The 13,387-nt window shown below is 58.6% G+C and carries 15 protein-coding genes; 7 read left to right on the forward strand and 8 right to left on the reverse strand.

The window, feature by feature from the left end:
* The first annotated feature begins 86 nt into the window (after nt 1–86).
* On the forward strand, nt 87–974 hold the full coding sequence (locus JZX89_RS11670; RefSeq protein WP_207134129.1) for an NAD(P)/FAD-dependent oxidoreductase: 888 nt from the start codon (nt 87–89) through the stop codon (nt 972–974).
* Here the strand turns inward: JZX89_RS11670 and JZX89_RS11675 are convergent, their stop codons facing one another.
* Nucleotides 975–1,751 carry an AraC family transcriptional regulator gene (locus tag JZX89_RS11675; protein ID WP_207134228.1) on the reverse strand — a complete coding sequence of 259 codons (777 nt, stop codon included), beginning with the start codon at nt 1,749–1,751 and terminating at the stop codon, nt 975–977.
* A 94-nt stretch (nt 1,752–1,845) separates the two neighbouring features.
* Here JZX89_RS11675 and JZX89_RS11680 point away from each other — a divergent pair, with 94 nt between their 5' ends.
* Complete coding sequence (locus JZX89_RS11680; protein ID WP_207134130.1) at nt 1,846–2,253, forward strand: DUF2000 family protein; 408 nt, start codon at nt 1,846–1,848, stop codon at nt 2,251–2,253.
* Nucleotides 2,254–2,327: 74 nt separating this feature from the next.
* On the opposite strand, the gene lepA is transcribed toward JZX89_RS11680, so the two are convergent.
* From lepA to JZX89_RS11695, 3 genes are all read right to left on the reverse strand, one after another.
* A complete protein-coding gene (gene lepA, locus JZX89_RS11685; protein ID WP_174374195.1) occupies nt 2,328–4,166 on the reverse strand; it encodes a translation elongation factor 4 in 1,839 nt (612 codons plus the stop codon).
* Nucleotides 4,167–4,227: 61 nt separating this feature from the next.
* Entirely contained in the window at nt 4,228–5,097 is an 870-nt protein-coding gene (locus JZX89_RS11690) for a carbon-nitrogen hydrolase family protein (protein ID WP_207134131.1), read from the reverse strand.
* Nucleotides 5,094–5,702: a GNAT family N-acetyltransferase gene (locus tag JZX89_RS11695; RefSeq protein ID WP_207134132.1), complete on the reverse strand. Its 609-nt coding sequence runs from the start codon at nt 5,700–5,702 to the stop codon at nt 5,094–5,096. Before JZX89_RS11695 ends, JZX89_RS11690 begins: the two co-directional genes overlap by 4 nt.
* A 73-nt stretch (nt 5,703–5,775) precedes the next feature.
* On the opposite strand from JZX89_RS11695, the gene JZX89_RS11700 reads away from it, so the two are divergent.
* The 3 genes from JZX89_RS11700 to JZX89_RS11710 all read left to right on the forward strand — a co-directional run bounded on the left by JZX89_RS11700 (nt 5,776) and on the right by JZX89_RS11710 (nt 7,396).
* On the forward strand, nt 5,776–6,177 hold the full coding sequence (locus JZX89_RS11700; RefSeq protein WP_149898324.1) for a ketosteroid isomerase-related protein: 402 nt from the start codon (nt 5,776–5,778) through the stop codon (nt 6,175–6,177).
* A 97-nt stretch (nt 6,178–6,274) separates the two neighbouring features.
* On the forward strand, nt 6,275–6,856 hold the full coding sequence (locus tag JZX89_RS11705) for a helix-turn-helix domain-containing protein (protein ID WP_207134133.1): 582 nt from the start codon (nt 6,275–6,277) through the stop codon (nt 6,854–6,856).
* Nucleotides 6,857–6,877: 21 nt separating this feature from the next.
* On the forward strand, nt 6,878–7,396 hold the full coding sequence (locus tag JZX89_RS11710; RefSeq protein WP_207134134.1) for a GNAT family N-acetyltransferase: 519 nt from the start codon (nt 6,878–6,880) through the stop codon (nt 7,394–7,396).
* A gap of 14 nt (nt 7,397–7,410) precedes the next feature.
* Here the strand turns inward: JZX89_RS11710 and JZX89_RS11715 are convergent, their stop codons facing one another.
* Entirely contained in the window at nt 7,411–8,484 is a 1,074-nt protein-coding gene (locus JZX89_RS11715) for an alpha/beta hydrolase family protein (protein WP_207134135.1), read from the reverse strand.
* A 143-nt stretch (nt 8,485–8,627) separates the two neighbouring features.
* On the opposite strand from JZX89_RS11715, the gene JZX89_RS11720 reads away from it, so the two are divergent.
* Nucleotides 8,628–9,722: a helix-turn-helix domain-containing protein gene (locus JZX89_RS11720; RefSeq protein ID WP_207134229.1), complete on the forward strand. Its 1,095-nt coding sequence runs from the start codon at nt 8,628–8,630 to the stop codon at nt 9,720–9,722.
* A 6-nt stretch (nt 9,723–9,728) separates the two neighbouring features.
* Here JZX89_RS11720 and JZX89_RS11725 read toward each other — a convergent pair whose 3' ends face one another.
* The gene (locus JZX89_RS11725; protein ID WP_149898329.1) at nt 9,729–10,832 is read right to left on the reverse strand and encodes a TRAP transporter substrate-binding protein; all 1,104 of its coding nucleotides are present in this window, start codon (nt 10,830–10,832) and stop codon (nt 9,729–9,731) included.
* 189 nt (nt 10,833–11,021) lie between these two features.
* The gene (locus tag JZX89_RS11730) at nt 11,022–11,495 is read right to left on the reverse strand and encodes a group III truncated hemoglobin (RefSeq protein ID WP_207134136.1); all 474 of its coding nucleotides are present in this window, start codon (nt 11,493–11,495) and stop codon (nt 11,022–11,024) included.
* A 139-nt stretch (nt 11,496–11,634) separates the two neighbouring features.
* Here JZX89_RS11730 and mbfA point away from each other — a divergent pair, with 139 nt between their 5' ends.
* On the forward strand, nt 11,635–12,618 hold the full coding sequence (mbfA, locus tag JZX89_RS11735; RefSeq protein ID WP_153515250.1) for an iron exporter MbfA: 984 nt from the start codon (nt 11,635–11,637) through the stop codon (nt 12,616–12,618).
* Nucleotides 12,619–12,681: 63 nt separating this feature from the next.
* Here the strand turns inward: mbfA and JZX89_RS11740 are convergent, their stop codons facing one another.
* The gene (locus JZX89_RS11740; protein ID WP_153515249.1) at nt 12,682–13,296 is read right to left on the reverse strand and encodes a transglutaminase-like cysteine peptidase; all 615 of its coding nucleotides are present in this window, start codon (nt 13,294–13,296) and stop codon (nt 12,682–12,684) included.
* Between the last annotated feature and the right edge of the window lie 91 nt (nt 13,297–13,387).

Consider the following 13,387-nt stretch of genomic DNA (forward strand, 5'->3'; position numbering starts at 1 on the left):
CCCTTGACTCGAAAAATCACGTAACAATATAAGTATCGTGAAAATGAACGGGCGCTTCCTGCCCGGTCCTGAACGATAGGTGCATCATGAAATTCGACGTCATCATCATCGGCGGCAGTTATGCCGGCCTCTCCGCCGCCCTGCAGCTGGGCCGCGCCAGAAAGAACGTTCTCGTTGTGGATGCCGGTAAAAGAAGGAACCGTTTTGCCAGCCATTCCCACGGTTTTCTTGGTCAGGATGGCAAGGCGCCGGGCGAGATCGTCGCCGAAGCGCGCCGCCAGATCGAGCGCTACAAGACAATAGAGTGGGCGGAAGGCAGTGTGACCGATGTCGAGGGGTCGTCTGGTGATTTCGTCGTCGAGATCGACGGTCGCCGCCGCGAAAGTGCTGCCCGGCTCATCCTTGCCATGGGCGTTACCGATGAGCTGCCTGATATAGCCGGGCTGAAAGAGCGCTGGGGTTCTTCGGTCTTTCATTGCCCCTATTGCCATGGCTACGAACTCGATCAGGGGAAAATCGGCGTCATTGCCGCTTCACCCATGGCTATTCATCACGCCCTGATGCTGCCGGACTGGGGTGAGACGACCTTCTTTACCAATGTCATATTCGTACCGGATGAGGATCAGGCAGCACTTCTGTCCGCCCGCGGTGTCCGCGTGGAAAAAGATCGTATCGCGGAAATTGCCGGACATGCGGATGTCGTTCTGGCCGACGGCCGCAGCATTGCGCTGGCTGGTCTTTTCACCCAGCCGAAACTACGGATTACCTCGGACTGGATCGGAAAACTCGGCTGCTCAGTGGAGGAGGGTCCCATGGGATCGAGCATTATAACTGACGCCATGAAACAGACCACCGCACGCGGCGTCTTTGCCTGCGGTGATGTCGCAAGACCGGCTGGCTCGGTCGCCCTTGCGGTGGGAGACGGTGCCATGGCAGGTGCAGCGGCTCACCGGTCGGTCCTGTTTCCGGAGTGATCAGCTGGAGGTGAGGCTCAGCCAGCGCCCGGGCGGCATGCCGAAGGCATTCTTGAAATGCCGGGTGAAATGCGCCTGATCCGCGAACCCGCAGGCAAATGCCGTTTCAGCAAGGCTGGCGCCGGCCCGCATCATCTCCTTGCATTTTTGCAGTCGCCGCATGATGAGATAACGATGCGGGCTGGTTCCCAGCAGGCCGCGGAAATGCCGGAAGAGCGTAAAGCGGTCGAGCCCGCTTATTCGCTCCAGTTCCTCTGAACCGACAGTGTCGGCGTTGTTCTCCAGCAGATAGTCCCGACACCGCAAAACGGCGGCGCGATCAATCCGTTTAATGGTTGTAGCGCTACCGTTCGAATGTTTGGAAAGCAGATCCGCCAGTCTCGATTGCCAGTCGGTCAGGAGCAGATTGTCCGGCTCGCTTTCGAGATTGCCCAACGCCTCGATCAGACATTGCCGGAACGCGGGGTCCTCGATGATGGGATTTCTTGCAAAGGGCAGCGCCTGATATCCCGCCTGCGCGATTTTTTCCGGCGGAAGATAGAGCATGCGGTAGCGCAGGCCTTCATCCGTGCCTGCGCCGCCATCGTGCACTTCGTCGGGATGCAGCACGATGACATTTCCCGGCATGCTGAAATGCGAGGTGCCGCGATAGGAAAAGGTCTGGACCCCGGAAAGCGTGACGCCGAGCGCATAGGTGTCATGGCGATGCGGCGCATAGGCGTTGCCATGAAAGCGCGCTTCGATGCGTTCTATGCCCTCGCTTGTGGGCGCCTGCACGATCCCCTCGAATTTGCACGAACGTTCAAGATCGATGATGCGCGAAGGGTCTAGGGTTGCTTCTCTTTCGTAACCACAGCCAGATTGAGTTTGCATGTTTGATACCAAGATCGCCGTCATCCTTCGTGATGACCTTGCCGTATGGCAAAAACTGAACGTTACCGCATTTCTCATGTCGGGCATTGTCGCCCAGACCGGAGAGATCATCGGGGAACCATACCGCGATGGCGCAGGCAACGTCTATAACCCCCTGTCCATCCAGCCGGTGGTGGTCATGGCCACGGATCAGGAGGCGCTACGAAAGATCCATCAACGATCCCTCGAGCGCGATGTCACGACATCACTCTACATTGAGGAAATGTTCGCGACCGGGCACGATGTCGCCAACCGTCAGGTATTTTCGGAGTTCTCTCCTGACAATGCCAAGGTGGTCGGCATGGCGCTGAGGGCGGACAAGAAGATCGTCGACAAGATCACCAAGGGCGCAAAGCTGCACACTTAACGATAGGTCTTCAAATACGAAGGGGAGGCCGTAAGCCTCCCCTCCAACAGCAGCGATGGCAATATGATTGCCGCTTATTCGTCGTTCATCTTCAGAGCGGCGATGAAGGCTTCCTGCGGAATTTCCACCTTGCCGAACTGGCGCATGCGCTTTTTGCCTTCCTTCTGCTTGTCCAGAAGTTTGCGCTTGCGCGTCGCGTCGCCGCCATAGCACTTCGCCGTCACATCCTTGCGCAGCGCGCGCACGGTTTCGCGGGCGATGACCTTGCCGCCGATAGCGGCCTGGATCGGAATCTGGAACATGTGCGGCGGAATGAGTTCCTTCAGCTTTTCGCACATGCCGCGCCCGCGCCGGTCGGCCGCCGAGCGGTGCACCAGCATGGAAAGCGCATCCACCGGGTCGCCATTGACGAGGATCGACATCTTGACGAGATCGCCTTCGCGATAGTCGATGATGGTGTAATCGAACGAGGCGTAACCCTTGGAGATGGATTTCAACCGGTCGTAAAAGTCGAACACCACTTCGTTGAGCGGCAATTCATAGGTGATCATCGCGCGGTTGCCGACATAGGTCAGCTCCGTCTGCAGGCCGCGGCGGTCCTGACAGAGTTTGAGGATGCCGCCGAGATATTCGTCCGGCGTCAGGATCGTCGCCTTGATCCAAGGCTCGCGGATTTCCTTGATCTTCACCACGTCAGGCATATCTGCCGGGTTGTGAAGTTCCTTCTCCGTGCCATCAGTCAGCGTCATTTCATAAACGACCGAAGGTGCTGTGGCGACGAGATCGAGATTGAATTCGCGCTCGAGACGTTCCTGAATGATTTCGAGGTGCAGCAGGCCGAGGAAGCCGCAACGGAAACCGAAGCCGAGGGCGGCGGAGGATTCCATTTCGAAAGAGAAGGAGGCGTCGTTGAGGCGAAGCTTGCCGACAGCCGCGCGCAAATCCTCGAAGTCAGCCGCATCCACTGGGAAGAGACCGCAGAATACCACCGGCTGCGCGGGCTTGAAGCCGGGCAGGGCCTGCGCCGTCGGGCGCTTGTCATCGGTGATCGTATCGCCAACACGCGTATCGGCGACTTCCTTGATCGAAGCAGTGATGAAGCCGATCTCGCCGGGGCCGAGGCTATCGACATTGACCATCTTCGGGGTCAACACGCCAATACGCTCGACGCCGTATTTGGCGCCCGAACCCATCATGCGGATCTGCTGACCCTTGGTCAGCACGCCATCGATGACGCGCACGAGAACCATGACGCCGAGATAGGTGTCGTACCAGCTATCGACCAGCAGCGCCTTGAGCGGCCCGTTATCGCCGACATCGCTCTTCGGCGGAGGCAGCTTGTGGACGATGGCTTCCAGAACGTCCGGGATGCCAAGGCCGGTCTTGGCCGAGATCAGCACCGCCTCGGAGGCGTCGATGCCGATAACCTCTTCGATCTGTTCCTTGATGCGATCGGGTTCGGCAGCCGGCAGATCGACCTTGTTGAGAACCGTCACCAGCTCGTGATTGTTGTCGATTGCCTGATAGACATTGGCGAGCGTCTGCGCTTCCACGCCCTGCGATGCGTCCACCACCAGCAGCGAACCTTCGCAGGCCGAAAGCGAGCGGGACACTTCGTAAGCAAAGTCGACGTGGCCGGGTGTGTCGATGAGGTTCAGCACATAAATCTCGCCGTTATTCGCCTTATAGTGCAGGCGCACGGTCTGGGCCTTGATGGTGATGCCGCGCTCGCGCTCGATATCCATCGAATCGAGAACCTGTTCCGACATGTCGCGCTCGGCAAGGCCGCCCGTCGACTGGATCAACCGGTCGGCCAGCGTCGATTTGCCGTGATCGATGTGGGCAACGATCGAGAAGTTGCGGATATGGTCCAGGGGCGTGCGGGTCGAATTTGTGCTCATGCCCCGCGCTATAGCAGGGGCTTCTCATGCCGCAAAGCGGGAATTTGGTTAAAAGCCCTTTAAAATGGGCTTTTCAGCTCGCAAATTGCTCCAGCCAGTCGCGACGGGTGGCCACCTGTCCCTCGGTTCTCAGTCTTGCGACGGCGGCAAGATCGATATCGGCAATCAATAGTGTGCTGTGCGTCACGGCATCGCTGTCGCTTTCCGCAATGATGCCGGATGCCGGCATGCCATAGTCGGACGGCACATAGAGCGCTGCTCGACCGCGATTTTCATCGACGGCGGGCGACCATGGGGCCTCACCGGCGGTGGGGGAGGAAAGAACGGCATATTGATTTTCCAGCGCCCGCGCCTGCGCGCCGATGCGCACCCGGTAAGCGCCGGCCAGCGTGTCGGTGCAACTGGGAGCGAGGACCAGTTCGACGCCCATCTCCGCCAGCCTGCGGCCCAGCATCGGAAACTCGTTGTCGTAACAGATGAGGATGCCGAGCTTGCCTATCGGCGTCTCAAAAGCCTTCAGTCCCTCGATACCGGCGTGGATGTTCCACTGTTCCCGCTCGAAACGGGTCATGATCTGCTTGTCCTGATAACCGATCAACCCGTCTGGCCCGAACAGCCATGCCCGGTTGCGGAACTTGCCGTCCGGGTCCTTCACCGGTGCGCTGCCCGGCTGGAACAGGATTTGGTGCTGTCGCGCCAGCTCCTCGCAAAGCTCCACCCATGAGGGGATAAGCGGCTGTATCTCTTCGATGGAGCGGTGCAGATCCGACCGTGCCTCGGGCGGTAATTGCCCGGTCAGCGCCATGGCCGAATATTCCGGCAGAAGCAGCAACTCGGCCCCCTTTTCTTTCGCCACGCGCGCGATGGCGGAAAGATGCGCCGCATAGGCTTCCCATGTCTCGATCAGTTCGATGGCATATTGGCTGGCGGCTAACCGGGTCATCTGTTTCCCTCTCCAGCGGCGACGTTCTTAATCCAGAAGGACAGCGGTTTCGGGCTTTGAGTGCTCTCGTCGATATCCTGCCAGGTAAAGCTGGTGCGCAACTCGGGGTGGTGGCGATAGCCCCGCTTTTCCCAGAAGGCGTTGAGCGGCACGTAGTCGGCCGGGCGGCGCGGGTGATCTGCCGGTCGCTCGACCGCACAAAAGGTGCACCAGTTGAAGCCCAGACGTTTTGCATGGGCCTCTCGCTCTTCAAAGAAACGCACGCCGAGGCCGTGACCACGATAATTCGATAGCAGCACGCTTTCGCCAAAATAAAACAGATCGGACGGGTCGTAACCGGCCGCGAGGAGCGGCGTTTTGACCTCTTCGGTCTCCGCCGCCATCGGCATGCCGGTGGACATGCCCACCACCTGCCCATCATCCAGCGCCAGCACGAAAACCGCGCCTTCGGTATCGGCATAGGTTGCCAGATATTTCCGCTCATGGTCCAGCGAGCCGTCATAGAGATAGGGAAAGGCGCGGAACACTTCGATCCGCAGGCGCGCCAGGTCGTCAAAACAGGCAACGGCGTCGATGCCGGAAAGAGACTTGATTTCGACGGTCATGGGCATTTTCACTTTCGGTTGCACTGGTTATACCGTCATGGAAAACCCGCGCAAGCATTGAACGGAGAAGACGATGACCGCCACAGAGACCATCCGCGCCTATTACGATGCCTTCAACCGTCAGGACATGGATGCCTTTCTGGCGCTGCTTCACGATGAGGTGGTGCATGACATCAATCAGGGTGAGCGCCAGACCGGCAAGGCCGCTTTTGCTTCCTTCATGGACCATATGAACCGCTCCTATAAGGAAAACCTCACCGACATGGTCATCATGGTGAGCGAGGACGGCCAGCACGCTTCCGCCGAATTCATCGTCAATGGCGAATATCTCAAGACCGACGAAGGATTGCCCGAGGCTAATGGCCAGAAATACGTCCTGCCCGCCGGTGCGTTCTTCGACCTCAGAGACGGAAAAGTTAGCCGAGTAACAAACTACTATAATCTGAACGACTGGATTGCCCAGGTCGGCGCCTGAGGCTTTCGTCGCTTCCGCCATAATGGCCATCTGAGAGTAATCGCTATTTCCACTATTGTGGATATTGACTCCATCATATGAGAATTATAATCATCATATGATGGAAAACAAAGATCATATTCTCGAACGTTCGATTGGTGAGCGGATCAGGGTACTGCGGGGTGAAAACGGCCTGACACTGGATCGGCTTGCCTCTGAATCCGGGGTCAGCCGTGCTATGATTTCACGCATCGAACGGGGTGAGGCGAGCCCGACGGCGTCGCTGCTCGCCCGCATCTGCGCCGCGCTCGGCCTGTCGCTTTCCGGTTTCTTCGCGGAAAATGAACAGGCGGTTTCCCCGCTGGTGAAGAAGCGGGAGCAGCAGCTCTGGAAAGATCCCGAAACCGGTTATGTCCGCCGCGCCATCTCCCCGCCGCGTGTCGGTTCCGATGTCGATATTGTCGAGGTCGAGTTTCCACCCGGCGCGCGTGTCGGCTTTCCGCCACATGCGGCAAGCCGGGGAATGACGCAATATGTCTGGCTCTTTGAAGGGGTTCTGGAGATGACGAGCGGCGGTTCGGTGCACCTGATGGAGCCCGGAGATTGCCTTTTCATGCCGGTTGGTGAAGGACATGTTTTTCATAATCCTTCCGAAAAACCCGCCCGTTACGCCGTCGTGCTGGACCAAAGACAGCGCTGATTTTTCCCGACAGGAGTTTTTATGGCCACCATCCGAGTGCTGAACGGGCAAGAGACGCTCGACGTCCTACCGGAACTCTGCGAAGTCCTTTCCGCCTGCGTCAATGGCGGTGCATCCGTCGGTTTCATGTTGCCCTTCTCGCCACAGGATGCCGAACCGTTCTGGCGAGCCGTGGCGGAAGTGGCGGGTGAGGGCGGTACAATCCATGCCGTGGCGGAGGTGGACGGCAAGGTGGTGGGCACCGTGCAGGTGGGCCTTGCTTCCAAACCCAACCAGCCGCATCGCGGCGATCTGATGAAGCTTCTCGTGCATCCCTCGGCCCGCGGTCTCGGGCTTGCCCGAAAGCTCATGCAAAAGGTGGAAGAGGAAGCGGTAGCCCGTGGCCGTACCCTGCTGGTGCTGGATACGGCCACGGGCAGCGATGCGGAGGCGATTTATCCCCGCCTCGGCTGGGAGCGGGTGGGGGTCATTCCGGACTACGCCCTGTTTCCCGATGGTCGCTATTGCGGCACGACCCTGTTTTATAAGCGGATCGGCTAGAGCATTTCCGCCGCTTATTGCCCCGGCTTCAGCGTGCGGTTGAAGGCGGCAACAATCATCTTTTCCAGTTCAGCATGAATATCTGCGCGCTCGCGCGGTCCGGCCGCTTCGCAGATTGGGTCGCGCTCGCCGACGGATTTGAGAAACGCATCGGCATCCGGCTTGCATAGGGGCAGGAAGCTGAAATGGTTGGCCTCATCGACCTGCTGATAGGTTGAGCCAGGCACCTCGGCTGCGACTTTGTCAGCCAGCACGGCCGGTGGAATTTTCCTCTTGCTGCCGAGATTGATGAAGGTCAGCGGAATATCGATTGTTTTCAGGCTGACCGGCTGGAAGGCGAGTGCGAGGCCAGGATCTACCAGCACGGCGGAGCGGATGCGAGGGTCGCGGTTCTGCTGCCCGAAACGGGCCTTGTCGAGGGTTCCGAGGTCGAGCTTCGGCACGCTGACCGGCTCGTTATTGAGATAACCCCGGCCACCAGCGAACCATTGGCAATCCATCATCGTGGCATACTCTTCGCAGTAACGCGCATAGGCATTGAGATCGGCGCGTGCGCCCGAAATCTCCATCGCCGCGCTGCCGCCGAGCGAAAAGCCGAGGACGCCGATCCTCTGCGTATCGATCGCGCCGGACCATTTGCCCTGCGTCGTCAGCGCTGTAAGGATCGTGGAAAGATCACCCGTCCGCTCCCAGATTTTCGGCGTATCGGCAGGTGTTGAATCGCCGCTGGTGGTGCCGGGATGGTTGGGGCCGGCGACGATGAAACCCTCGCTCGCAAGCTTTGCGGCGATCCAGGCCATGCCGCTTACTCTCGAGCCCGAGCCGTGTGACAGAAGCACCAGCGGCAGGCGACCCGATTGCACCGCACCGTCCTTGAAGACGGGCGTGCCTTGAAAAATCCGGTCCTCGCCGGAAAGCGTCTGCGTGCCGTTGCCCTCCGAAGGATACCAGACGGTAACGGCAAGGTCTTTGCCACGGTCGGGAGAATGGATGGCGATGTCGCTGACACCAACTGCTTCATTTGCAAAAGCCGGCTGGGTAATGAGAGCGGAAAACAGCATGGTGGTGATGGTGACGATGGGGCGCATGAAAAACCTCTTGCGGTCGGAAAGAACGAGACCCAATCTGCGCTGTCACCTGTTTTCCGCGTCCTTGATCGCGTTTGAGGTCGTACCGAAACGCGATCTGGTCCATGAAAAGACAACAGGTCGTCGATCCGGGATATTTATTCGTGCTTTTCATTCCCCTGCCATTCGTCGTGGCGCTTCTGCTGGTCGTTATGTTCATCGTCTTTTTCCGAAGCGGAGACGACGTGCGGACGAACCGCGCCTTTCTGGCTCTGATTGCGCTTTGCGCGGTACAATCGGTTCTTGTCGGCCTGCGCTGGGGGTATGGCGTGAATGCGGTGCGTTATGTTTTGCCTGTCCTCGCCGCCTGCCTGCCGCCACTTGTCTATATCGCCTTCCGTGGCTTGATGAGGGTCGGGGCAGACAGCAGGAGGGCGATGCTGGCAAGTCTTGTGCTCTCGCCTCTGCTGATTATCGTTCTGGAATTCGCCCTGCCGGTGGCGATCGATCTTGCCCTGATCCTCATCTTTGTCGGCCATGCCACCGCACTGCTTCTTCTGGGAGGACAAGGGCCGGATGGGCTGGACGAGGCGCAATTCGCCAGCGTCACCTCGGCGCACAGGGCATTGATCATCGCCGCCGTGGCGCTATGTGTTTCGGCGCTGTTTGATCTTCTCGTGTTCCTCGATTTTGAATGGGCGCATGGGGAAAATGTCGCTGCGCTCGTCAGCAATGCCAATCTTTTCGGGCTGTTGCTGATCGGGCTGATGGCCGCCCTGGCTGGAAAAAGCAAAGCGTCGCAAACGGCTGCGGAGCCGGCTGGTGAATTGCCGCCTCCCTCAGAGCCATCGGACCAGGACCGGGACATCGTCGCAAGCCTCGACCAATTGATGACAACACAGGCGCTTTACCGTGACGACAACCTCAATCTGACGCGGCTGGCCAGACGCCTCGGCCTGCCAAGCCGGCAGATCTCCGGTGCGATCAATCGTTCCCTCGGCATCAATGTCTCGCAATATGTCAATCAGCTTCGTATCCGCGAAGCCTGTCGTTTGCTGGAAGAGACGGAGCAATCGGTGACCGCGATCATGTTCTCATCGGGTTTCCAGACCAAGTCCAACTTCAACCGGGAATTTCGCCGTGTCACCGGCATGAGCCCGGTAGACTGGCGTGAACGGGAAGTATGGAAACTGGTTTCGCCAAACAAAACGGCCACCCGGCAGATGCCGGATGACCGTCTGAAGATGGTCAGGAAATGATGAGGATCAGAGCGTGCCGTTGCGCTGCTGGATCATCATGTAGGTATCATAGGTATATTCGGCGATCTGCGCCCAGAGATAGGCGTCTTTCTTGAACGCCTGCTGGCTTTCGTAGATCTTCTTGAAGCTCTCGTTCTTTGCCGAAATCTCCGCATAGGTCTCCACCGCCGCCTTGTGGCAGACGTCGAGGATTTCCTGGCTGAACGGCCGCAGGATGGCGCCCTGCGCCACGAGTTCCTTCAGCGCCTTCGGGTTGTGCGCGTCGTAACGCTCCAGCATGCTGGCGCTGCCGGCGGCGCAGGCGTCTTTCAGGATGCGCTTGTAATTTTCCGGCAACTCGTTGAACTTCTGCAGGTTCACGAAGGCATGCACGGCCGGGCCGCCTTCCCACCATGCCGGATAGTAGTAGTACTTTGCGACCTTGTAGAATCCGAGCTTCTGGTCGTCATAGGGGCCGACAAATTCAGTGGCGTCGATTGTACCCTTTTCCAGAGCGGCATAGACATCGCCACCGGCGATCTGCTGCGGGGTAACGCCAACCTTCTGCATCACCTGGCCGGTGAGGCCGGCAATGCGCATCTTCAGGCCTTTGAGGTCGTCGATGGTATTGATTTCCTTGCGGAACCAGCCGCCCATCTGAGCGCCTGTGTTGCCGAGCAGGATCGAGTAGATATTGTGCTGGGCAAGGAATTCGTTGAGCAGCTCATTGCCGCCGGCCTGATTGAACCAGGCATTCGTCTGACGCGCGTTGAGACCGAAGGGAACCGAGGTTCCAAGCGCGAAGGTCGGGTCCTTACCGACGTAGTAATAGGCGCAGGTATGCGCCATTTCGACGGTTCCGGCCGTCACCGCATCCGCCGCCTGCAGCGCCGGCACGATTTCACCGCCGGCGAAATGCTGGATGACGAAGTTGCCGCCGGAAGCTTCCTTGACGTGATCGGCGACCATCTGGCCGGCACCGAAAAGAATGTCGAGGCCCTTGGTGAAGGACGACGTCATGCGCCAGGTGATTTTGGGGTTTTCCTGCGCAATGGCCGGAGCGGCCAGCGCGGTTGCGGTAACACCGGCGCCAAGAGCGCCCGCCTTGCGGATAAATGATCTGCGATCCATGTCGATAAGCCCTGATACGTCCGTATATTACAGGCGAACCGCACGGTACGCCTCCCAAGGGCTACTAAACATTTATCCTTGCAACCATCAAGAGGGAATGTTTCAAACTTGCGCGCTCTTTTGTAATGCCTGTCGATCGCCGTTTTGACACGTGATCGCGTTCTTCTTGTGGCCTCTGCCCCGCCGTGGTCAGGGTTGCGTGCGTTTTAACGCTGGATCGTCCAGGGCAGGGTTGTAAAACAGCGAGAGCGTCAGGCTTCTGGCGATGCGTTCGGCCGTTTCCATGAACCAGTCATGGGCCTCTCTGCTCGGTGCGATATCGTCAAGCGTTGCCGAAAACAGCGCCAGCCATTGCGGGAAAAGTTCGGCTGTCATGTTTTTCACGCCCAGATGCGCCTGCACCGGCTTGCCACCGTAACCGCCATTCTTGAAAGCGACAGCTGACCAGAACTGCTTCATTTTGGCCATGTGTTCCGGCCAACGCCCGGACAGACGCGCATCGAAGACCGGTCCGAGCGTCGGATGTTTTAGAACGCGGCCATAAAATGTCTCCACCAGCAGATCGATGAAACCGGCATCGACGCCGATCTGCGCCATGGCGCTTTCCGCCCGGTTTTGAATTTCCGCGTTATGGGCGGCCCTTGCCGCAATCGGGTCCTGCATCGTACTTCCTTTTTCCGCGAATTTACGCCGCTTGGCCGCGCTCGGCAATGCGACGCATTGACGTATTAGAATTATTCTAAAAAGCTTGATTGTGATGGTGCGTCGCTGTATTTAGAATTATTCTAAAAAGGTTTCAGCCATGTTCCACAGTCTTTTTTCCCTGTCCAAGCGCCCCTTCTCCTCGCTCGGCGAGCAGGAAATCCTGGCACTCGCCATCTCGTCGGAAGAGGACGATTCCCGTATTTACCGCTCCTACGCCGATCACCTGCGCGGGCAATATCCGCAATCGGCAAAAGTCTTCGATGACATGGCCGAAGTCGAGCAGCAGCATCGAAATGTGCTGATCGATATGCATCGCCGCCGCTTTGGAGAAACCATCCCGCTGATCCGCCGCGAACATGTGCGTGGTTTTTACGAGCGCACGCCGGACTGGCTGGTGAAAAACCTGTCGCTGGAGAAAATTCGTGCCCAGGCCGAATTGATGGAAGCGCAGGCGATCCGGTTCTACGATGAAGCGGTCAAGCGCACCACCGATGCCTCGACGCGCCAGCTGCTCGGTGATCTGGCTGAGGCGGAGCGGGGTCACGAAGACGTCGCGCATATGCTGCAAGAGAAGCATCTCGATGAAGATGGCAAGACCGAAGAGGCTGAAACCGCAAAACGCCAATTTCTGCTAACCTATGTGCAGCCGGGCCTTGCGGGCCTGATGGATGGCTCCGTCTCGACGCTTGCGCCGATCTTCGCGGCCGCCTTCGCAACGCAGGATACCTGGCAGACTTTTCTGATCGGCCTTTCGGCTTCCGTCGGCGCGGGTATTTCCATGGGCTTTACCGAAGCCGCCCATGATGATGGCAAGCTTTCGGGTCGGGGTTCTCCGCTAAAGCGCGGCCTTGCCTCCGGCATCATGACCGCGATCGGCGGGCTTGGTCACACATTGCCTTATCTTATCCAGCACTTCTGGGTCGCCACAGCCATCGCCGCCATCATCGTTTTCGTGGAACTCTGGGCCATCGCCTTCATTCAGAACCGCTTCATGGAAACGCCGTTCCTGCGGGCAGTGTTTCAGGTGGTGTTGGGCGGTTCGCTGGTGCTGGCGGCTGGTATCATCATCGGCAATGGCTGAGGAATAAAAAAGCCCGCAGCGTCTGCTGCGGGCTTTTTGCGTCAAGTCTATGATCGCTGTCGATCAGCGCAACGCGCCGACCAGAACGTCGCGGCCATCTTCGATGGAGACCCAGCGGCCCGTATTGAAGGACGCCTGCCGCTTCAGATAGGTGTAATTGGTATCTGTCCAGAGCTTCACGTCGTCGGTTAGGTTGTCGAGAATATAATCGCCATCGGTGGTGCGAAGCGTCAGCACGGCATGGCCTTCACCGTCCGGCTTGCGCACGACCGTGATCAGCAGGTCGGCCACGGAGAAACCGCGCTCGATCAGCTTCTTGCGCTTCAGCAGCACGAAATCTTCGCAGTCACCGGCGGTCGTCGGATATTCCCAGACTTCGTCCTTGCCGTAGATTTCCAGATCGGTCATCGCCACGATGGTGGTGTTGACGGAGGTGTTGATCTCACGAATGACGCCCCAGCCATATTCCGTGACACGCGGCGGCGGCGTCATCTTGTTGCGAATGTTGCATTCATCCGCATATTTCTGACAGAACTCGTAATGGCCGATCGGCTGGGAGGTAATCCCGCCCGTCACCATGGAAGGGCTTCCCTTGGTTTCCGCCGTGGCGGAGGCAGCAGTCATTAGCCCGGCAGCAACTGCAAACAGCAGTGCACGCGCCAGCGGTGCGTTCATCATGAAACCCGTCCCTTAATTCTTAACGAAAAGTTAAGAGGGATGGGGGGTGTGAGTCAATCGCTACCAATGGGTGGCACGCAAGACTCGTTGA

Origin of the sequence: Agrobacterium burrii (genome assembly GCF_017313405.1) — a bacterium.
In the GTDB taxonomy this organism is placed as follows: domain Bacteria; phylum Pseudomonadota; class Alphaproteobacteria; order Rhizobiales; family Rhizobiaceae; genus Agrobacterium; species Agrobacterium burrii.

Excerpts from the sequence above, each read along its gene's own strand:
- JZX89_RS11670 (WP_207134129.1), top strand. The coding sequence starts at position 87 with ATGAAATTCGACGTCATCATCATCGGCGGCAGTTATGCCGGCCTCTCC.
- JZX89_RS11680 (WP_207134130.1), top strand. The coding sequence starts at position 1,846 with ATGTTTGATACCAAGATCGCCGTCATCCTTCGTGATGACCTTGCCGTA.
- JZX89_RS11690 (WP_207134131.1), bottom strand. The coding sequence starts at position 5,097 with ATGACCCGGTTAGCCGCCAGCCAATATGCCATCGAACTGATCGAGACA.
- JZX89_RS11695 (WP_207134132.1), bottom strand. The coding sequence starts at position 5,702 with ATGACCGTCGAAATCAAGTCTCTTTCCGGCATCGACGCCGTTGCCTGT.
- JZX89_RS11700 (WP_149898324.1), top strand. The coding sequence starts at position 5,776 with ATGACCGCCACAGAGACCATCCGCGCCTATTACGATGCCTTCAACCGT.
- JZX89_RS11705 (WP_207134133.1), top strand. The coding sequence starts at position 6,275 with ATGATGGAAAACAAAGATCATATTCTCGAACGTTCGATTGGTGAGCGG.
- JZX89_RS11710 (WP_207134134.1), top strand. The coding sequence starts at position 6,878 with ATGGCCACCATCCGAGTGCTGAACGGGCAAGAGACGCTCGACGTCCTA.
- JZX89_RS11715 (WP_207134135.1), bottom strand. The coding sequence starts at position 8,484 with ATGCGCCCCATCGTCACCATCACCACCATGCTGTTTTCCGCTCTCATT.
- JZX89_RS11725 (WP_149898329.1), bottom strand. The coding sequence starts at position 10,832 with ATGGATCGCAGATCATTTATCCGCAAGGCGGGCGCTCTTGGCGCCGGT.
- JZX89_RS11730 (WP_207134136.1), bottom strand. The coding sequence starts at position 11,495 with ATGCAGGACCCGATTGCGGCAAGGGCCGCCCATAACGCGGAAATTCAA.
- mbfA (WP_153515250.1), top strand. The coding sequence starts at position 11,635 with ATGTTCCACAGTCTTTTTTCCCTGTCCAAGCGCCCCTTCTCCTCGCTC.
- JZX89_RS11740 (WP_153515249.1), bottom strand. The coding sequence starts at position 13,296 with ATGATGAACGCACCGCTGGCGCGTGCACTGCTGTTTGCAGTTGCTGCC.